The organism is Bifidobacterium sp. ESL1133, from assembly GCF_058107325.1.
The window spans coordinates 234,854-255,744 of record NZ_JBYLUI010000003.1; the positions used below are offsets into that span (position 1 = coordinate 234,854).

The window sequence follows — 20,891 nt, forward strand, 5'->3', positions numbered from 1 at the left end:
TATCACTGACAGAGATCAGACGTTCTCCGCAGGGCGTATATGCCCTGTCCGCCCAAAACAGCAAACCGTTATGCTACCTGACTTTGCCAGTCCACACTACAGTCATCACCAACGGCCGCGATTGCGCCGTCATCGCCCCGAGCATCGACTCGCTTACGAGCACGCTCATCGAACGCATGCGCAACCACTTCACGACTCGGCCTAGGCTCACCCGGCTTACACACCGACATATAGGTCATGAACTCCTCGACCAAATCGACGAATTCTCGCGTACGCCGCTCCCCCATCTGAGAGAACACCCAGCGCGTCACCGAACTAATCTCGTCATTGGCACTCTTGGCTTCAATCTGCCCTTGTTGCGTCAACGAGACCAGAATATTGCGCCGATCCTTCGAATCAATGCAACGAGTGACCAACCCTTTCTTCTCCAATGAACCCAGCAAGGCCGAAATACGACCGGAGCTGGCATGAAGCGCCGCAGCAAGTGCGGACGGGGTGGATGTGCCATGCCGAAGCAGGTGATGCAGTACAAAAGGTCCGCCGCGGTTCGAGCGATCCAGCTCATGCCACATCGCCGACCTTTGATGATGCAGACTGTCATGAAGCGCACGGAGCGCCTCTTGTTCGAATCCTTCCATGCGTGAACACCTCCTCACAAAGTTAATTTACACTAAATAATATCTTACAGTGTAAATATTTCTGTAAGCAAATCCCATTCACGCCGAATTGCCAAACACCCTGCAGACACGCCCACGCTATACATCCACCGCCTCCGGTGCGCGGCATGACCACTGCACCTAAACAGTTCAAGGTGCAGCGCACCCCAGAATCCACCGGCAGCGGCTCATCGGTACTTCCTGCCAGCATCATTGCTCAAGCATGACCCCCGCTTTACGACCGCGAATCAGGCTATACCCACCGAACAGCGCCAACCATGCCAACCCTGCAAATGCCGACCCACGCGTATCGGACGAAATAAACAACGTGGCATAAACGAACACAAAGAACGCAATAACCAGCACACTCGTCACCTTATATGCAGGCATCACGAAACCATCAGGATCAAAATCTTCCGAACGGCGATATTTGCGGTGCGCCACCATAATGAGCACATAGACGAAGATGATTACTGCGCTGGACGCCGAAGAAAACAGCACGAACGCGCCAGAAACCTGCGGAATAGCATTGATGATAGGAGCAAGCACGATAAGAGCCGCCGAAGCGACAATGGCGCGAGCCGGCACCTTGCGTTTCGAAACGCCCGCCAAAGAACGCAACCTCGGCGACGGCGACTCCCCCGCAAGCTGGAACAGATGGCGTCCCGCAGAGTAAAGCAACGAATTGAGCGCCGAGGACGCCGCTGTGATGACCACGAAGAACACCAGTGCCGCCGCCCATTCAAGCCCCGCATATTGGAACACCATGATGAACGGGGAAGCGAACGAGCCGTCCTTGTTGGGCTGGAACGTACGCCACGGGACGATGAGCATGATGGCCAGCAGCGCCCCCACATAGAAGATGAGCACTCGCACAATAATCTCATTGATGGCCTTGGGCAGCACCTTGCGAGGGTTTTCCGTCTCTGAGACAGTAACGCCGACAAACTCAATCATCTCGTAGGCAAAGAACACCATCTGGAAGCTCATGAGGAACGCCAACGGACCGTTGGGCGCGAGTTGCAAACCGTTGAAAATATTGTCGAACCCAACATGGCCGGCCGCACCGGGATGATCCATGCCCTGCACATGCACCGCCGGGTAATGATAGCCAATCACCAACATCACCACTGCAGTGGCAATGAGACCCACAATAAGCGTGATCTTAATCATCGAGAACCAGAATTCGGTCTCACCGAACGCCTTGACGGCAATAAGGTTGATCGTGACGAGCACAATAAGGAAGCAGATTTCGATAAGCCACTGCCAGCTCTTAAGATTAATACCGAACGTGTTGAAAAAGGTGACGAAATAGGTGCCGACCGCCGTAATTTCTGTCAGGCCCAGCAAAATCAACACAATCCAGTAGGTCCATCCAGCAAAATGCCCCCACCCAGGGCCGAGATAACGGCCAATGAAGCTGATGAATGTGTGCTGGTCAGGATCCTTATACATCAGCTCACCGATAGCGCGCATGAGCAGAAACATGATCACACCCACCGCAATATAGACGAGCACAATGCTTGGGCCGGTAAGCGCGATGGATTTGCCAGACCCCAGGAACAGACCCGTGCCGATGGTGCCTCCAATGGCAATGAACTGTACATGCCGGTTGGAAAGCCCACGCTCCAGCTGGTTGTCTTTAGTGCTGCCGCTACTACCGCTCATGTTCCCTCCACACGTACCAGATGGCAGTAGCCCCATATTCCAGAACCCAGATGCCATGCAGATTCGCCAATTTAGTATTGATACCACGGCGTAAGATACCGTATCCAACTACATTCGCGCAATCACAACACCATGGTAATGCTCAGACTCTAACCCACATGGCGCAATAAGCTCATAGATATGCCAACATATGAAACGCCTCACAGCAGCTACACGCGCTGCGAGGCCTCTCACCATGGTGTCACCGTTCCGTGAGTACTGTTCTGAAGCACTCACGCATAGCGCGATTCCATGAATGGCGGAATTCCAACGTTCTACAAGTACGTCAATCGTACACTGCAAACAAAAAGTACTCACGGAACGCACTCAGAACGCATTGCACGCCCAAATTAGAGCCACGCATTTCAAGAGTGTCGGGATTTGCGCATTGTTCAATGTGTGCTCGACCATCCCCAAGAAAATGGTCCTGTTGGACAGTGCAGTCACCCAGATATACAAAGGGAGCAACCCCGCACTGAGCTGGAGGTCACTCCCTGAGCTAGCTTACGCTACTAAAGGCAAGTTACTGCACCTGCGAGCGGGCGATCTTGCCGGTGAAGGACTCGTCCTCGTCCTTGTCGGCGGCCGGGCCGTTGTTCCAGGAGAACATGGCGCGCAGCTTGGGGCCGACCTCTTCGATCTTCTCGTGGCTGTACTTCTCCTGCAGCTCCTTGAAGTGCGGGGCACCGGCAGCCTGGTCGTCCATGAACTCCTTGGCGAAGGAGCCGTCCTGGATGCGCTTGAGCTGATAACGCATGCGATCCTTGGTGGACTCGTCCACCACGGTGGAGGTGAAGTCGCCGTACTGGGCGGTGTCGGAGCAGGACCAACGGTCCTTGTTCAGGCCGCCTTCGTTCATGAGATCGACGATCATCTTGAGCTCGTGGCACACCTCGAAGTAAGCGATCTCGGGCTGGTAGCCGGCCTCGGTGAGCACCTCAAAACCGGTCTCCACCAGGTGGTTCACGCCACCCATGAGCACGTCCTGCTCACCGAAGAGATCGGTCTCAGTCTCCTCGGTGAAGGTGGTCTTGATGGCGCCGGCGCGCAGGGCGCCCAAAGCCTTGGCGTAGGCCAGCGTAATGGCCCAGCCGTCGCCCTTGGGATCCTGCTCAACGGCAACCACGACGGGAACGCCGCGGCCTTGCGTGTACTCGCGGCGCACGATGTGGCCGGGGCCCTTGGGGGCGACCATGAAGACCAGGTGCTCCGGGCCGGGCTTGATGTAGCCGTAATGAATGTTGAAGCCGTGCGCGAAAGCAAGCGCCGCGTCGGGCTTCATGTTCGGCTCGACCTCATCGCGATAGATTTGCGCCTGGTACTGGTCGGGAGCGAGGAACATGATGATGTCCGCTTCCTTAGCCGCGTCGGCCACGGACTTGACTTCGAGGCCCTGCTCGCGGGCGAACTCGACGGACTTGGATTCGGGGCGCAGGCCGACTACCACGTCGACGCCGGAATCCTGCAAGTTGCGCGCGTGAGCGTGGCCTTGCGAACCGTAGCCGATGATGGCTACTTTCTTGCCGTTGAGATTGGCGAGGTCGGCGTCGTCTTCGTACCAGATTTGTGCTGCCATACTGATGGCTCCTTTTGTTCTACGTGTTGATCGCTTCAACGTTTCGTGCTGCGGGTGCAGCGTGTGGCTTTGCGCCGGTGAGCTCTTGGTGCAACTACGGCAAGCAAGTGAGTGCTCAAGCCTGCCGCCGGTTGGCAACGGCAGGCCCAGGCAAATCACTTCAAGTCCACGGACAGGTGCGGGATTTTGTCCCATATGTGACGAGCATAACTCATAGCGTTGGACGCAAGCGGGGCGTGTCCGACTGGTGGACACGCAACTTACTCGTTACTTCATCCGAATATCCGACGCTTGTACTCACTCATTGGCGGTCATGTGGCGCGCCCTCCACCATATGACGGCGATTCCACCGCAAACACCACCCTCAGCAGTGGAATCATCATCGCCCACGCACCTACGCACCCAACGCAACACAACCGACGCAACGCAACGCAACCGACGTTCACGCCAGCTCAGCGACGGTTTGGGTGCACCAACGTCATCCAACGCGTCAGAACCGTCACTCACACCATCTCACCGACGGTTACGACGCGCACCCCGCACACAACGCAACCAAACCGACGCTCACATCGCCTCAGCGACGGTTTAGGTGCACGGCACTCACCTTACGCATCAGAACCGTCGCTCAGGCTCAATCAGCGACGATTATGCTGCGCACCACTCAACCCACGCAACCAAACCGACACTAACACTCGCTCAGCGTTGGTTCCGTTGCGTTACCATACCCTCACGCAACAAACCCGCCGCTCACAGCGGCTCAGCGACGGTTACGTTGCGCCACCATAACAACAACGTCAGATCCGACGCTAATGCCCGTTCACAAACATCACAACGAACAAACCGCACTTACCACAGCAAAACCCGACACTTATATTCACTCAGCAGCGGTTACGTTGCGCACTCTGTACCAAACGCAACAAACCCGTCGCTCACACTGGACCAACGTCGGTTTAGCTGCGCACCACTCAACCCACGCAACCAAACCGACACTAACACTCGCTCAGCGACGGTTACGTTGCGTTACCGTACCCTCACGCAACAAACCCGTCGCTCACATTCACTCAGCGTCGGTTTAGTCGCACGGCGCTCACTTTACGCAACACAACCGACGCTTACACTCGATAAGCGACGGTTCCACTGCACCAACAGTCAGGTTGCCTGCATGTCACTGGGCCATACGACGATTCCGCCACCAACGGAACAACGACGCAGCACCAAGCAGTACGACCGCCACCAGCACCGACACCGCAACACCCTGACCACCAGTAAACGGCAACGCATACTCCACCGTCGCCCACTGCGCATACAAGATCACACCACCAACTGGAAGCTTGTCGTAGGATTGGTTTGGCCAATACGTGGTACCAGTCCCATCCGCCTTCGTATTCCAACCATTAAACCGGAAACCACGACGAGCAAACCCGTTATCCGCAACCATGGCACTACCATCAGTCACACCAGCAGTGGCCGCGGTCGCACCGGTCACCACACCATCACCCGGATTCGGATCATACGAAATATCCGCCGCCAACGGCTGCCACCCCGCATACACCACCGTATTCGCCAACACCGGAGCAGAAAACACATAAGCCGTATCACCATCAAACGAACCGGAAGCACCCGACTTCGCCGTCTTCCAACCAGTAAACCGATAACCAGACACCTTGCCCGTGTCACCAACCATCCAACCAGACCGATCAGACGTACCCAAGTTGAACCCAACCGTCTGAGAGGCCGGAGCAGCCGGAGCAGCATGACCGGCAGGCGCGTTCACATCAAACGACAGGGTCTTATCGGACCCCCACACCGCATACACGGTGATACCAGGCGAAGCCATCGTCACCTGAGTCTTCACATGCGACCGAGCATCAGACCACTTAGCCGCATTATCAACAAACCCAACCGGACTATCAGCCCAACCCAAGAACCGTGCCCCAGTCCTGGAAACCATAGAACTATCCCAGCAATCAGCATCCTGATCAGCGGTCGCCAGCTTGATCACCGCACCAGACGGATAGCGTGCAAAACAACCAGCCGTCAACCCAGACGACGCCGAACTCACCGGAGCATCACCAGACAACACCGGCACCTGCCCACCGCCACCATTCACATCATAGCCAAGCGAATACAAAACCCGCTCCCACTGCGCATACAACGTGATACCACCAACCGGAAGCTTCACCAAATCACCCGGCCGATACGTGTCACCACTACCATCCGGTTTCGTATTCCACCCAGTAAACGCATACTCCTTACGCGTAAACCACGTATCACCAGCAACCTTCACCGTCTGATCAGTAGACCCCTTCGACGAGTACCGGTTCCCATCACCTTGACCACCATTCTCATCATACGAAACAGCCTGAGGGTCAGCCTCCCACTGCGCATACACCACCGTATCCGCCACCACCGGACTCGTGAAATCATACGCCGCGGCCTCGCTCTCACCTTGCGGATCCGCATACGCCACACCCGCATACGACGGACGCACCGGCCCCACCTTAGAGATCTTCCAACCCAAGAACCTATACCCCGGCACCTTGCCCGTGTCACCAACCATCCAACCAGACCGATCAGACGTACCCAAGTTGAACCCAACCGTCTGCCCTGCTGGAGCAGCCGGAGCAGCATGACCGGCAGGCGCGTTCACATCAAACGACAAGGTCTTATCACTACCCCACACCGCATACACCGTCACACCCGGCGAAGCCATCGTCATCGTGGACTTCATATGCGACCGAGCCACACTCCAATCAGCCGCAGTATCCACCACTCCCAACGGCGTATCACTCCAACCCAAGAACCTGGCACCAGGCTTCGTCAACATCGACGAATCCCAACAATCCGAATCCTTACCAGCCGTCGCCAACGAGAACGAACTGCCATCCTGATAATGCGTAAAACAACCCGACGTACCAGTTCCAGCGACCTGAGACGGTAACGAACCCACACCACCATTCGCGTTGTACGTCAACGGATGCGAGGTTGCAAATGTAATATCATCCAAATGATTACCATTATTCGGCAAAATCGAATCTATATTCTTAAAGGTGAACCGAGTAACCGTCTGCCCTGCAGGCACCGTATATGAGCCTGTATATGTCTCCCACTGGCCCGCATGATCGCCAGCAGCAGCATTCGTGACTTTCGTAGCAATCACTGTGCCCACCGGTCCGACTACATCACCACCTTTACCATTCGCCACCGTTCGCGTGGCCTGCTGCGCCGTCTCTTGACCCGGGGCACCAATCTGCACACTCAACTTATCAAGATAGCTTGAATCCCTAGATGCATGCTTAAGACTCCACGTATACAGCGTTCCCGGTACGGTAGCAATATCCTGATAAATACCGGTACCAGCCTGAGATGCCGCCAGCTCAGCATAGATATTACCATTCGACTCACGCTGCAACTCCACAGCATCTTCCAACTGTTCAAGGCTAGAAAGATACTCCGCAGGTCCTGCTGACCAGCCCGCTTGAGACACCTGCGTCGAATCCCAGCCGAACTGCGCACTATCGAACGAAGCAGGCAAGGTGTACCACATATATTGGCTCGAACCATAAGTTCCAAGAACCAAATTATGTTTACGACTAATCGAAGTCCAACCACCCATCCAAGTGAACATCGACGTTCCCGGATAACTGAAATCCGTATTCACCAGCTTCGTCGGCAATCCACCATCACGAACTGTGCCAGACTGACTTTCTACGCCTGCCGAACTCAAGCTATCAGAACTCAGCTCCTGAGTCGTAGCATCATCGCTATTCTTGGAACCCTGACCAGACCGCCCCGCAACGGTCCCTACACCATTCTTGCTCTGCCCCAGCAAACCCTCAACACCACTCACAGACTGAGTGGGTACACCAGCACCATCACCTACAACCGGAGCGCCACCCTGCGTTCCAGCACCATCACTTAACGAAGAGGCATTTACATCACCCCCCCCCCGGAAATCGCGGAGTCACCGGCAACGTCGGCCGAAGCAAACGCCGAAATCCCCAGCACCACAGCCAACGTCACTGCCGTAGCAGACGCGGCAACCGCACGACGCTTAGTACTCATACGAGCCATAACCACATCTCCATCTTCACATGCGCACACCAACTACACGTGCACACTACATCACAAATAACTCCATTCACTTTAACAGAACCCGCATATATTCACCAAACCACATACAGCATCATGCCAATTAACAACCACAACCTCACCGCCAGCACGCGGCAGCAAAGCCGTCGCTCACTCATATAGCTTCTCAGCATCCACCAGCAGCAGCTCTGCGCCATACTTAGCTTTCGTTGCCTCTCGCACTGACTGCTTAGTAAACAGGGCCAGATGTGTCGTCGTATACCCGTCAATCAGCCCGATTCGCTCGTGCAACGACTCCATGGCACGCGTCTCATTAGAAGTATTACGCCACTTGCATTCGCCAAGCAGCACCGTCTTAGACTGCGGATCTCCTGCAACCACATCAATATCAGTCTGCTCACGTTTGACCGGGTTCGTCCCCCACCACTTGCCAAACCGCGTAGCCAAGAACGAGGAAAGATCCGATACTTATCTACCGAGAGAGTGCAGTTAACGGTTTCTCGATTAAGAGGAACACGATTAACTTAATCATAACACTCTTATTTGTACTTGCTGAGAGACTACCGCTTTTCGGTTGTGCCGAGCCGGAAGCGCTGCACTTTGCCGGTGCTGGTTTTTGGGAGCGACGCAACGCGGTAGAAGCGATGCGGGACTTTGTAGTGTGCCAAATGTTCGCGACCAAACTGGCGCAAGGCTGCGTCGTCGCGAATGAGATTCGCGGCAACCGCCGGAGTCGCATCGGTCGGTGCCGCACCCGTACTAGCAGCCGTACCTGCTGAGGAAGCAACCGGTGAAACTGCACTAGCTGGGGCCGCAACAGTCGAGACTTTGCCAACTGCAGCAGTCGAAATCTCGGCAACTGAAGCCACGTCTGACGCCACCACATCAGTTGCAGCATCTCCCGCTTCAGCACACACCACATAGGCCACCGGGACTTGCCCCCAGTGCTCATCCGACTCAGCAGTCACTGCAATTTCAGCAATTCCGGGGCAATCCGCATACACACGCTCAATCTCTTCAGGATGCACATTCTCACCGCCGGAAATCAGCATGTTGTCAAGCCGCCCATCCACATACAGGTAGCCCTCCGCGTCCATATGCCCAACATCACCGGTGCGATACCAACCGTCAGCGGTCAGATTCTTGGCAAACAGTCCAGAAATGTGGCGTGGGTCACCATCTGTTTCACGTGAAACACAAGACTCCAACTCTGCCTCAAATGCGTGCTGGGCAACATCATCACCCCCGGAGACATCTCCTGCATACCGAGTCGGCAACTCCTGGCCTGCACCATCCGCCACAGCAGCAGAATCACCAGTCGCACGCTCCAAACGCTGCGACACCAACCCCGAAGTCCCAGCAGACTGCAAAGCAACAGCTGTGTCACCAGCATAACCAGCAAGCTGCATCACCTGCGGATTGACGTCATCCTGAATGTAACCGGTGGTAAGCGCGTCGGTTTTGAACTGAATTTCACCAAACTGCACACCATCGGAAGCCACTGTGTCGCCGGAAGCCACCGCATCATCAGCAATCACTGCACCGCCAGAAATCACTGCGTCATCATGGTTAGACTCTCTACCGAACCGAGCAGAACCACCAGCAGCATCAACACTCTCAAGCGGAGCCAACCGCAGCTGAGTGGTGAAATACGGCTTGCCTACCGATAACAGTCGGCTCATATCCTTGCTGTCAGCAAGCCCGGTTCCCACCACCTGCGAACAGGTTTCGGTCATACCATACGAGCGCACCACCGGCATATCCAACTGCGCACACTGCTCCAGCATAGCCACGTCGGACTTCTCCCCACCCAGGATGAAGCCTTTGAACGCGCGATTATACGGGGAGCGCTCGCTGCTGCGCAATGCCACCAATTGTTTGAGCATGGTCGGCACTACAGAAATCCATGTAATCGGCTCATCGGCGAGCGCCTGCGCCACCTCACCCGCGTCAAAATGTTCCACAAGCCGCACCGTAGCACCGAAAATCAGCCCTCTGAGGACGATTGAATACCCGCTGATATGAAAAATCGGCACCGTGCACAGCCACTCGTCGCCCGGCTGTACTCCCAAACTCAACGCCACCGACGTGGCCGAAGTGAAGTGGTTACGCACGGTCTGTTTGATACCTTTGGGCCGCCCCGTGGAGCCTGAGGTAAACATGACGCTCACCACTTGAGTATCGGCGAATTCGTGAGGAATCGCGTCCCTGGGCGATGTGAGGTCGACGGCCGCCGCGAATTCGCAAGTGTTGTCGATCAGCATTTGCGCGGCAGCCCACGCGTCACGACTGCCTTTGTATTCAGGAGTCGGCAGGTCGCGGGCCTTGACATCAGGTTCCGCACTGGATCTGCCCCCACGCATGCGAGTCGGTATGTTATGGGGCTCGGCATCAGATTCCGAGCTTGGACTGTCAACACGCATGCAAGTCGGTACAGCATCGTGTTCAGACTCACGCTCATCAGCACACGCCTCAAGCGCTTCGACAACTTCAGCTGTATCAGCCTCGTGCCGCGCAGCTCGCGCGAGGGCGAAAATTTCGCTAAACCGCAGGAACTGTGGCATACCGGCAGCAACACTGCCGACTTCGGTCGAAACGAACCTTCCTTGTACCAAATCATCGTCACACAAGCACACGGACACTCCCGCGTCTTGCATCTGGCTCAGCAGTTCCTCGTCAGTCAAGCGCCGATTGAGCCACACCACCGTCTTTCCGCGCAACAGCAGCGTCACCGCCATCAGATAGCCGCGCATGGTATTGCCGGCCAGGAGGGCTATGTTCTGAGCGATGAGCTCTGGGCGCTGCTGCGAGCGCTCCAGCACGTCGATGATGGCATCGAGTTGAGCGTCGTCAATGGTATCGTCTCGACCTGCAGCCTTACTGGTGTCACCAAAACCGATATTAAGTTCAGCGCCGAGATCAGGTATACACGTTCTGAGCACGCCGAATGCGTCGAGCGCGGCACCGAGCGAGATGCCCCACTCCAGCACCTGCGCGAACGTATAACTGGTCTCGCCGTCGCTCACCGCCACAGCGTTCGGCGTGAGCCGCGCTCGCTTGATCACCCAGTTTTCCATGCCACTCATCCTCGTTCCTGCACATTTGAACGAAACGTACCCACTTGCGTCAATATTCAGCGTAAATAGGTACATTTCGGTCAACAATCACCGCTTTCATGAGCGAAATGTACCCATATCGCAGGCCCGAGCTCGCAGGTGCGTACACTTTGGTCATTCTGTAATCAATGGTCGTTGTCTAACTCCCAACACCCGCCGCCTGCGGTACACGGCACGAGCGATGGACAGACGCTGCTTCTGCCCGCCGGACACGTTCGAACCGAACTGTGCGAGCAGCCGACCGATCACGGGAACTGCGGGTACTTACTGAAGTCGGGCTTGCGCTTCTCGTTGAACGCATCTCGCCCTTCTTTGGCCTCGTCGGTGGTGTAGTAGAGCAGCGTGGCGTCGCCACCGAGCTGCTGCAGCCCAGCCAACCCGTCGGTGTCGGCGTTCATGGCAGCCTTGATGAACCGTAGTGCCATCGGCGACTTCTCAAGCAGCTCGTGGCACCATTGCAGTGTCTCGGCCTCCACGTCGGCCAGCGGCACCACCTTGTTGACCCAGCCCATCGCCAGCGCCTCATCAGCGCTGTAGAAGTGATCCATAAACCACACCTCTTTGGCTCGTTTCACACCGATGGTACGAGAGAGCAGACCGGCTCCATAACCCGCATCGAAACTGCCGACCTTGGGGCCGGTCTGACCGAACTTGGCATTGTCGGCGGCAATGGTCAAGTCGCACACTAGCTGGAGCACGTTGCCGCCTCCCACTGACCAGCCGCGCACCATGGCGATAACCGGTTTGGGGATGATGCGGATGAGCCGCTGCAAATCGAGCACATTGAGCCGAGGCACGCTGTCTTCGCCCACGTAGCCGCCGTTGCCGCGCACACCTTGGTCGCCGCCGGAGGAGAACGCCAAATCGCCTGCACCGGTGAGAATGATGACGCCAATGCTCGCATCGTCGCGGCAGATCGTGAACGCTTCGATCATCTCGGAAACAGTGAGCGGAGTAAACGCGTTACGCCGTTCGGGGCGGTTGATGGTGATTTTGGCGATACGCCCTTGCCTCTCAAACAGTATCTCCCGGTATTCCTTCACGGTCTCAAACACCGGCTCGACACCAGTTTCAGCTTTGCTGTCAGCCACAGTTCCTCCTTATTCCTTGCGAATCATATAATGCAAACAACATTCAACGCCGCCGACAACGCCGGAGGCAGGCCCCAATACCACGAAAGACCCCGTATCATGCCGTTTGCAGCACACATTGGTATCCAGCATACCGAAGTCTCAGCAAGCAAGGTAGTTGTTTCGCTGCCAGTAACCTCCAACCTGCTCCAGCCGTATGGTGTGCTGCATGGAGGAGTCAACGCGGTTCTAGCCGAAGAAGCCGCGAGTTTGGGCGCTTTGGCAAACCTTGAGGACGGCTTGGTGCCGGTCGGAGTGGACCTGAATGTGCATCATTTTCGCCCTGTGACTTCGGGCACGGTTAGCGCGACCGCCACTCCCGAGTTCATCGGGCGCACGCTTCAAACATGGCAAGTACGCATGGAGAACGCCGGCAAGACGACCGCGCTGGCTACCGTCACCCTATCAACGAAAACCCTCAACCATAAAGACCAGTAAGGAACATCATGACCGCCACCAAAACCAAACACATACCGCAGATTATCTTTGCCTTATGTTGCCTAGGCCTCATCGGCATGTGGTTCACGCCCGCGCCCGCCGGAGTACAGAGTGCAGGGTGGCACAGCTTCACCATCGTGCTGATGTTCCTGGCAGGGTGCGTGCTTAACGTCATTCCGCTCTCGGTACTCTCGCTGGCCATGCTCAGCCTGCTCGGTCTGACCGGTACCATGGATGCCAAAACGCTGTTTTCGTTCTTCGGCTCCGGACCAGTGTGGCTGGTGCTGTTCGCCTTCTTCATGGCCATCGGCTTCCGTAACACCAATTTGGGGGCACGCCTCGCTTACTGGCTCATCGCCAAATTCGGCTCCGGGCCGCTGCGGCTGGCCTACATCATGGCACTGGTGGACCTGATTCTCGCGCCCGTCATTCCCAATACCAACGCCCGCGGCGCCGGTATTCTTTTCCCTGTCAACCAGTCACTGGTGGAAGCGCTGGATGAGCCGAAGGGCACCGGCAAGAACACAGTGAGTTCATACCTGACCCTGGCCACATTCCATCTGAATCTCGTGCTGGGAGGCTTGTTCTACACGTCCATGGCCACAAACCCGCTCGTGGTGAGTCTGGCCGCCAAAACATTCGGGGTGCAGGTCTCTTGGCTGCAATGGTTCGAGTATGCCAGCGTGCCCATCCTGCTGGCAGCAGTGCTGATACCGCTGGTCATCATGGCAGTCCACCGCCCGCAGGCTACCGATTTGAAAGCCGTGCAGAGCCGTGCCGCAGAACAGCTCAGAGCCTTGCCGAAGATGGGTGTTTATGAATATCTGATGATTGCCGTGTTCGCTCTGGTCGTGGTGCTGTGGGCTACATCCTCCCAGACCGGAATCGATAACACCGTAGTGGCAATGCTGGGACTGACCGCACTGTTGCTGTTGCGCATCGTCTCGCTCGACGATGTATTCGCCGAAAAGCAAGGATGGAACATCCTGCTGTGGCTCGGCCCGCTTATCGGCGTTACCGAATTCCTGAACAAGACCGGCGTGGTGGCTTGGATGAGCCACGTGCTCACATCCAGCATCGCCGGAGTGCCGGTATGGATCGCAGTGAGTGTGCTGGTGGTGCTGTACCTGTATGTGCACTATCTGCTTACCAGCGTGCTCGTGCACGTACAGACGTTCTTCATTCCCTTCGCCGTTATTCTGGTGGGTCTCGGCGTCAAGCCGATCGTCGCCACCATGCTGCTCGGCCTGCTCACCACCGTCTCACCGGGCACCACCCACTACGGCACGGGCACCGCCTCCATCTACTATTCGACCGGATACGTGACCCAGAAGGAGTGGTGGAAGGTCGGGTTCCTGGTCTCTGTGGCAGAACTGGCCATCTACGCCGGCGCAGGCGCACTGTGGTGGAAGGTACTCGGCCTGTGGTAAAGCTGGCCGCTATCAATCCAGCAGCCAGCGCCACGCAGGGACGACTCGGATACGCCCCTCAGGTACATCTATAACCTCGCTCTGGTCGAAGGTGACAATAGTCGCCTCGGCCAGACCGTATTGGCTCATAGCAGCTTGCAGGGCGCGGACTTCGCGATGTTTCGTAGCCTCATGTTCCAAGGACCAACACACCTGAACGAGCTGATAGGCCTCTTGTGTCAGCGCATCACCGACGATGAAGTCGACTTCGTACCGCTGGCTTTTCTCTTCCAACAGCAACCGCGCCACGCTGCCGTCGCGGACCAACCGCTGACTACGCCTCAGTTTGAGGAACACTGCGTTTTCAAGCCGTTGCCCAGCTTCTTGCGCAGCCGCCTTAGAGAAGGCTAAAAACATACCCGGATCCACAGCATATACTTTTGCAGACGCACGGGGATTGCTCGCCAAAGCTCGCGAAAATTCCGGAACCCTGAACAGCAAATACGCGTCCTCATAATATTCCAGCAACAGCGATAGCATTTCGCGCGATGTACGCAGACCACGGCCAGCGAATTCGCCACGTACCTTGTTCACGGAAAGCTCGCGCCCCGAACCAGCCAAGCAGCGCGACACAAACCGTGCCGCCACCACGGGATTGCGCACATTATAGCGCTCCACTACATCACTGTTCACCGTTCGGTTCGCATAGTTTTGCAGCAGTGCGACCACATCCGGTTGTTCCAAACCCTGCACGGAGATAAAACCGCCCCGTTCCAAATATTGTGAACAGAGTTGCTTCAACTGTGCTTCTTCTGCAGCAGTGGCGATTATCCCATTCTCCGTCTGCGGCAGCGTCGCAGTATCCATGCCGTGGAATCGCGTAAATTCAGAGAAGCTCATGGGGAACATCTCACGCGAGAGTGATCTGCCGCGAAACTCCGACGCTACTTCTGTGGACAGCATCTTTGACGATGAACCGGAAACGTAGATAGTGACTTTCTGCGTATCTATGATGCGCCGAAGTGCCACACCCCAGTCCGGCACCTCCTGGATTTCATCGAAGAACAGGTACGCTCCCTCTTCCCTCGCCTCGGGGTGCAGTTCATAGAAGCTTTCTACTACGTCGTTGATCAAGGTGGGAGCATAGGGGCGCAGGCGTTCATCTTCGAAATTAAAGTACAGTAGGTGCGACTGCGGGCATTGCGTTTGAGACAAAACCCGTCCCATCTCTTGATATAAGCGATACGTCTTGCCGCACCGCCTCACGCCAACAACAACCTGCACAAGGTTGCCCCGAGCGGGCTGCAGTATGTCGCCAAGTTTCACATCGCGAGCGAACACTTCAGGGACGCCTAGTTCCTGCTGTTCACGAACGATGGCAGCTACCAAATGGTTCACGTCGCCCTCAATTCTGCATCTTGAAGTATTAAACTGCAAGTTTTATATCTATCTTGCAGTATAGCACTGCAAGATTCCTTAAACGACATGCGAATAACCTTCGTTACCATCACCAAGAAATCAAACTTGCAGTATCATTTTGCAAGTTTGATATCTATCTTGCAGTTTCATACGGCAAGCTTGATACAAAACTTGACGAATTACACTGCAAGTTAGACTTCTGCGACATCACAGATTCCAGTGTTCAATGACACGATCGTTCTTGTAATAGCCAAGAGAAGAGCAATGGGCAGTGTCAAACCGCAGCAAACGCGCCTGCGCAGGCTCAAGACCCAACCATTGCGTTGCCACCAAGCGCAGCACATGCGCATGAGCCACCAGCAGCACATCATCCCCGGAACGAATCGCCTGATCAGCACGCTCGACCACACGCTCGGCACGCTGCGCCACCTGTTTCACAGTCTCACCAATTCCGTTGTGCACCGCCACCCGTTCGCCAGAAGCCAGTTCCGCCTCCCAATCACCGTCCATATCCGCTCCCAGCACCTGCGGCCCGTCCGCCCACAGCTCCCAGCGGCGGCCGAGCGCCTCGCTCACCTGCTCGCGCGTGCGCCCCTCAGCCCTGCCATAATCCCACTCAGCCAGCTCATCCACCACCTTAAACTCGCCAAACCCGGCCAATTGAGCGGTCTGCCGCGCCCTACGCAAGGGGCTGACCCATATCCGCTCCGGCACGAACCCCTGCGGATACATCTCCCTCACGCGCTCGCCACCGGCCACCGCTTGCGCACGACCTTCATCGGTCAGCGGCAGATCCGTACGCCCCGTATGCTGCCCGGTCACGCTCCACTCAGTCTGCCCATGCCTCATCATTACCAAGTAACCCGGCGAAGAGGCTCCATTGCCTGACGTAATGTAATTACTCATAGGTCAACTATACCGCGCAAGAACGCGCTATCAGCCGCTGCCCGTAATATGTAAGACATGAGCAAACGAGTTCGGAACGGCCAGGGTCATCTTTTCAGCTCGCGCAAGGCCCCCACCGGCGCGCATATCGCCGACGAGTCCGCCGCGAGAACAGAACTCCACGCCCAGCCCCAACCGGCCACGCGCGCCGATGCCGCACCATACTCATCTCCGGACTCCACAGCACCGACTGCACGCCGAGGAAGGCATGCACGGCAAAACTCAACAGATTCCGCCGCCGAAACTCGCTCCTCCGCAGATGAAGCAGTGAACACGCTGCATCAGGTGGACGATCGGGTGAACCGCGCTCGCACACGACTCCTCAGCGACCCGGACACACTGGGAGACAAGGTCCTCAAAAGCGCCCTCCCCTCACTCGCCGGCGCTATCGGCGGCAAGATATTCCAATCCGCATGGGACCGGACCGTCACACGCCAAACCAAAGACGGCGACCAAGCAGCCAGACACCAGCAGGGGCTGTTCGCCAGTATTGTCTTCGCAGCGATTTCCGCAGCATTCGGCGCAGTCATCAGCGAGATTTCCACGCGCGGAACCAATGCCTACGTGGCAAGGCGCCAGCACAAACGCAAGTAGCAAGGGGCAGCACTGTCCCACCTTTGCCGTCACCCGCAGCAGTCCAAGAAACTTCGGCATTGCAGCCAAACGCAACGAGAAAACCCAGACACCGGATGCAGCTCCTGCCCACGGCAGGGCGCGGCACATAACTTCCATACCGCAGCCAAATAGCGCAATGTAATTACGCTAAAAGCGTATATACTCTCAGCCACCATTCCACCCGATGCATTGTGTGACCCAGAACACACTTTGCAAGAGTAGGGCTCAGCTTACCGGACAAAACAATATTATTTTCCCTATTACTAAGTCGTTTATCCTGTTTTATTACCCAACGCAAGCTTATTTGACCTTTTATGAAGCGCCGACGGCTTAACAAATTACACAACTTCTACTATTATGTATAGCGCGAAACCGCGTGTATGCGCGTCGCTCATCATGACAACGGCGCCGTACAGCAGAAGAAAACCACCACATCGGAGGAATTCGTAGCCATGCGACCAGGAGCACGCAACACCATGCCCAGTAGGAATAACAGGCACTGCCGGCACCACACGCCATACTCCGATACGATTCCAGAAACACCACACGCCACAACCGGGACCACCTGTCCTCTCGCCGCCGCCACACCGGCACACCATCACACTGCATGCTCAAAAACCATGCATCGCAGCATAATTTGCCTAGTATCAGTCTTCAGCACACTCATCACCCTGCTGCCGCCGACGTCCTCACCGCTCAGCTCCCACTTCGACAGCAGCACTGCCGAAGCCAGCACCATCGAACCGCAGCTGGCTGCCGGCGCCGGCACCACAACCGCCGCAAGCCAGCCAAGCGGCATCGACACCAAAACCGCTGCGGATGACGACCCCAACTGGCGCAACACCACCAATCCCACACATGACGGTGCCGACCGCACGCCAATGCTCTACAAGACACTGGCACAAAACAACAAGGTGGACACGCAGAACGACGAAATGCGCCTTGACTTCATCGTGCGTGTGGCTCACGGCGAAGTGGATACGGACAACAGCAACCCCGGCATCCGGATGCTCTATGACTATGGAGACAGAGACCCCGACCCCGACTACGGACATTCGGTGCCATACAACAAAACACTTCCCGCAAAGAGCAGCACAAGCAGCCAATCCCATACGGCAAGCCAGTCGTACAACTGGGCAAGCAACATCAATGAAGGCTTCACCATCCTCAAAGTCGTTGAGTCAGGGCACTACGACTACCTGGTCATCTCGTTCGAAGGCGACCTCAACTACCCGGACAACGGAGCCTCGGCATGGTCCGCCGCTGACAAGAATGGCCTGAAGATAACACAGAACGTCTACGTCATGGTAGGCCCGGCGGCAACGAACACATACCCATATACGTCGAGCAGCTTGCTAACCACCGAAGACCTCGAAAGCTGGCCACTGACCTCAAGCGTGGTCAGCAAAGCCCAAGTCATCATCTACCCCGGCGCCTGCCCGCTCAAGAATTTCAGCAGGGGCTGCGGAGTACCGCAAGCATTCGTCGGATGGGACGGGCACCCCTCGCTATGGAGCGGCGGTCAGGCCAACTGGGGGCTTCTGCTCGACACGGACATCGTCAACAACTACGGCACCACCATCGCACCGGCAGGCACCGCACCAGCCAACTCCTTCTTCGTGGAATGGTACGACCCGGCGGCAAACTGGTACAACGAAACCAACCCCTGCCTGCGCCACACGTCATTTAAATACCAGTGGTTCGGCCTGCAAAACGGCACTGACTGGGTGCCCATCACCGACCTGACACCCACCGCAAAAACCGTGACCGGCCAGCCGGCAATGTATGAAGGAACACCGCCGCAGCCTGACGCAGGCAACAACAGAGGCAACAACGGCGACACCAACGCCGCCTTCAACAGCACACGCAATCCCTACAGCATCATCGCCAAAAACGACAACGGCGTGCTCGAACGCGCACAAAACCCCGACGGGTCCATCGACTTCGCCAAAGCGGTCAAGGACCAGAAAAACTACAAGCACCCCAGCATGCCCGGCCTCGACGGGTATTTCAAACTCGTCACCTGGGCGGTGAACCCCGAAGGGTGCGACGCCAGCACCGCACCGTACGGCGACGTCGACAACCCCTACGACCCCTCGCACCCCACCAATCCCGGCGTCACCGTGAGCATGGCCAAAACCAACCAGCGGGAAGTGGAACGCCAGATCGAATCCGGCTGGACCGTGGACACCGCCTTCTACCAGTTCGACATCAAAAGGCCCGCCACCCCCGCCATCACCAATGTGACCGACTCAGCCAATGCCACCATCAGCAATTCGCAATGCAAGGCCATCGTCATCGGCAACGCGGCACAATACGCCCTAGGCGACATCTACGCGAAGTCCAAAGCCACGCATCCCAGCATCCACGGCACCGGCACCCCGGGAGACTCCATCACGCTCTACTCCGACCAGCCGGACGCCGAAGACCGCAAGGTCATCGACAAAACCGACCCGGAGAACATCGATTCCCAAGGCACACTCGTCGGCACCACCGTGGTGAAACCCGACGGCACATGGACCGTCAACGACCCCGACCCCGTCACCGTCGGCGACAACACCCTCAAATCGCGGCGCTACCACGCCTACCAAACCGAAATCAACCTCAATGATTCCAGCAGCCTGAACACCGAGAACATGGAACGCACCTCGAAGTTCTCGCCCATAGCGCTCATCTATTTCCACTCCGCGGACATAGCCCCGACCATCGACGCCGTGACGGTGCCACACACCCACAACGGGCAGGCCATCGCCGACAAAGTGACGATCAGCGGCACCGTCACCCCCAAGAACACGGGATCGATGCTCAAGGTATACGCCAGCGTGCACAAGGAGGACACCGACACCATCGTCAACGTCGGCGGCAATCGCGGCGACGACGACAAACACGACCCGGCTCCGGCAGGCTCCCCCGCCCCCACCACAGGCAGTAGCACCGCCAAGATCCCGCCCAACAGCGACCTCATCTACACCGAAACATTCGCCGACACCGGTGAACAGCCCTGGAAAGTCAACGTCGATCCAAGCTGGTTCATCAACAAATCGAAGAACGGATCCGGCAAATTCTACACACTGACCGCCGCGCTCACCAATACCGACGGAGACATCTCGGCCCTCGACCTGGACGAGGAATACATCAGCATGTTCGCCCCCATCGTGGTCATCGACTCCATCAACGGCCTCGGCATCTCCGGACACATCACCTCCGCCTATCCCAAGAGCGGCCAAGACGGAAAGTACTCCACCGTCCACATCACCTGGCCTGCCGAGGTCTCCGACCTGGCCCCCGTCGCCACGCAGGCCGACGAGCACGGCTACTGGCATTTCGATCTGCCCGACGGCCTCTACCAAGGTTCGATTGACGTGCAAGCCACCGATCTGGCACACAACGAGTCAGCCAAAACCACCCAGGCCTTCACCGTCACCCCCGAGCAGGGCAACCTGCCGACCACCGGAGCCAGCCCACAAACCCCACAGTTACTGTCCATACTGTTCGCCCTTGCCGCAGCGATCATCGTGGCGCTGCTGAGCCACGCCAAGCAGCAGATGCAGTGCGGAGGCCTGCAACCCCCGCATGTGCACGCGCCTTGGTACCGCTGGCATCATGGCCATCAAGGGCACACCCACCGCCATACAGCCGCACACACGACTGCCTACGGGCATCACGGCGCGACGCACCATCTCCATACGGCCGCGCATGCCCGGCACCAACACGGCGCCCACCGTGCGCGAAAATATTAGCCACGCAGGTTGTGGCTGTGGTTGCATCTGTGAGCGGAGCGCACGGTA

Annotated in this window: 14 protein-coding genes; 4 read left to right on the top strand and 10 right to left on the bottom strand. The window is 57.0% G+C overall.

Features of this window, described 5'->3' with window-relative positions; translation table 11 throughout:
- Window positions 1-68: 68 nt before the first annotated feature.
- The 8 genes from AC3B5A_RS04545 to menB all read right to left on the bottom strand — a co-directional run bounded on the left by AC3B5A_RS04545 (window position 69) and on the right by menB (window position 12,238).
- Complete coding sequence (locus tag AC3B5A_RS04545) at window positions 69-638, bottom strand: MarR family winged helix-turn-helix transcriptional regulator (protein WP_489760592.1); 570 nt, start codon at window positions 636-638, stop codon at window positions 69-71.
- 228 nt (window positions 639-866) lie between these two features.
- Window positions 867-2,324 (bottom strand): amino acid permease, encoded by a 1,458-nt coding sequence (locus AC3B5A_RS04550; protein ID WP_489760591.1) that lies wholly within the window; start codon window positions 2,322-2,324, stop codon window positions 867-869.
- A 562-nt stretch (window positions 2,325-2,886) separates the two neighbouring features.
- Complete coding sequence (gene ilvC / locus AC3B5A_RS04555; protein ID WP_489760590.1) at window positions 2,887-3,939, bottom strand: ketol-acid reductoisomerase; 1,053 nt, start codon at window positions 3,937-3,939, stop codon at window positions 2,887-2,889.
- Between the two features lie 1,165 nt (window positions 3,940-5,104).
- Entirely contained in the window at window positions 5,105-7,789 is a 2,685-nt protein-coding gene (locus AC3B5A_RS04560; RefSeq protein ID WP_489799203.1) for an InlB B-repeat-containing protein, read from the bottom strand.
- A gap of 83 nt (window positions 7,790-7,872) precedes the next feature.
- Window positions 7,873-8,013, bottom strand: coding sequence for a hypothetical protein (locus tag AC3B5A_RS04565; RefSeq protein WP_489799205.1), 141 nt, complete (start codon window positions 8,011-8,013; stop codon window positions 7,873-7,875).
- A 168-nt stretch (window positions 8,014-8,181) separates the two neighbouring features.
- A complete protein-coding gene (locus AC3B5A_RS04570) occupies window positions 8,182-8,478 on the bottom strand; it encodes a DUF234 domain-containing protein (protein WP_489799207.1) in 297 nt (98 codons plus the stop codon).
- A gap of 113 nt (window positions 8,479-8,591) precedes the next feature.
- Window positions 8,592-11,117 carry an AMP-binding protein gene (locus tag AC3B5A_RS04575; RefSeq protein ID WP_489799209.1) on the bottom strand — a complete coding sequence of 842 codons (2,526 nt, stop codon included), beginning with the start codon at window positions 11,115-11,117 and terminating at the stop codon, window positions 8,592-8,594.
- 275 nt (window positions 11,118-11,392) lie between these two features.
- On the bottom strand, window positions 11,393-12,238 hold the full coding sequence (gene menB / locus AC3B5A_RS04580) for a 1,4-dihydroxy-2-naphthoyl-CoA synthase (RefSeq protein ID WP_489799211.1): 846 nt from the start codon (window positions 12,236-12,238) through the stop codon (window positions 11,393-11,395).
- 99 nt (window positions 12,239-12,337) lie between these two features.
- Here menB and AC3B5A_RS04585 point away from each other — a divergent pair, with 99 nt between their 5' ends.
- On the top strand, window positions 12,338-12,715 hold the full coding sequence (locus AC3B5A_RS04585) for a PaaI family thioesterase (RefSeq protein ID WP_489799213.1): 378 nt from the start codon (window positions 12,338-12,340) through the stop codon (window positions 12,713-12,715).
- An 8-nt stretch (window positions 12,716-12,723) separates the two neighbouring features.
- Window positions 12,724-14,145 carry a DASS family sodium-coupled anion symporter gene (locus tag AC3B5A_RS04590; protein WP_489799214.1) on the top strand — a complete coding sequence of 474 codons (1,422 nt, stop codon included), beginning with the start codon at window positions 12,724-12,726 and terminating at the stop codon, window positions 14,143-14,145.
- A gap of 12 nt (window positions 14,146-14,157) precedes the next feature.
- On the opposite strand, the gene AC3B5A_RS04595 is transcribed toward AC3B5A_RS04590, so the two are convergent.
- Window positions 14,158-15,522 (bottom strand): ATP-binding protein, encoded by a 1,365-nt coding sequence (locus AC3B5A_RS04595; protein WP_489799216.1) that lies wholly within the window; start codon window positions 15,520-15,522, stop codon window positions 14,158-14,160.
- A 228-nt stretch (window positions 15,523-15,750) separates the two neighbouring features.
- Window positions 15,751-16,449: a histidine phosphatase family protein gene (locus AC3B5A_RS04600; RefSeq protein WP_489799218.1), complete on the bottom strand. Its 699-nt coding sequence runs from the start codon at window positions 16,447-16,449 to the stop codon at window positions 15,751-15,753.
- 57 nt (window positions 16,450-16,506) lie between these two features.
- On the opposite strand from AC3B5A_RS04600, the gene AC3B5A_RS04605 reads away from it, so the two are divergent.
- Window positions 16,507-17,082, top strand: coding sequence for a DUF4235 domain-containing protein (locus tag AC3B5A_RS04605; RefSeq protein ID WP_489799219.1), 576 nt, complete (start codon window positions 16,507-16,509; stop codon window positions 17,080-17,082).
- 641 nt (window positions 17,083-17,723) lie between these two features.
- Window positions 17,724-20,843 carry a hypothetical protein gene (locus AC3B5A_RS04610; RefSeq protein ID WP_489799221.1) on the top strand — a complete coding sequence of 1,040 codons (3,120 nt, stop codon included), beginning with the start codon at window positions 17,724-17,726 and terminating at the stop codon, window positions 20,841-20,843.
- Window positions 20,844-20,891: the final 48 nt, after the last annotated feature.

Coding starts and splice junctions, on each gene's coding strand:
- AC3B5A_RS04605 (WP_489799219.1), top strand. CDS start 16,507: ATGAGCAAACGAGTTCGGAACGGCCAGGGTCATCTTTTCAGCTCGCGC.
- AC3B5A_RS04565 (WP_489799205.1), bottom strand. CDS start 8,013: ATGGCTCGTATGAGTACTAAGCGTCGTGCGGTTGCCGCGTCTGCTACG.
- AC3B5A_RS04550 (WP_489760591.1), bottom strand. CDS start 2,324: ATGAGCGGTAGTAGCGGCAGCACTAAAGACAACCAGCTGGAGCGTGGG.
- AC3B5A_RS04585 (WP_489799213.1), top strand. CDS start 12,338: ATGCCGTTTGCAGCACACATTGGTATCCAGCATACCGAAGTCTCAGCA.
- AC3B5A_RS04575 (WP_489799209.1), bottom strand. CDS start 11,117: ATGAGTGGCATGGAAAACTGGGTGATCAAGCGAGCGCGGCTCACGCCG.
- AC3B5A_RS04545 (WP_489760592.1), bottom strand. CDS start 638: ATGGAAGGATTCGAACAAGAGGCGCTCCGTGCGCTTCATGACAGTCTG.
- AC3B5A_RS04600 (WP_489799218.1), bottom strand. CDS start 16,449: ATGAGTAATTACATTACGTCAGGCAATGGAGCCTCTTCGCCGGGTTAC.
- AC3B5A_RS04590 (WP_489799214.1), top strand. CDS start 12,724: ATGACCGCCACCAAAACCAAACACATACCGCAGATTATCTTTGCCTTA.
- AC3B5A_RS04610 (WP_489799221.1), top strand. CDS start 17,724: ATGCATCGCAGCATAATTTGCCTAGTATCAGTCTTCAGCACACTCATC.
- ilvC (WP_489760590.1), bottom strand. CDS start 3,939: ATGGCAGCACAAATCTGGTACGAAGACGACGCCGACCTCGCCAATCTC.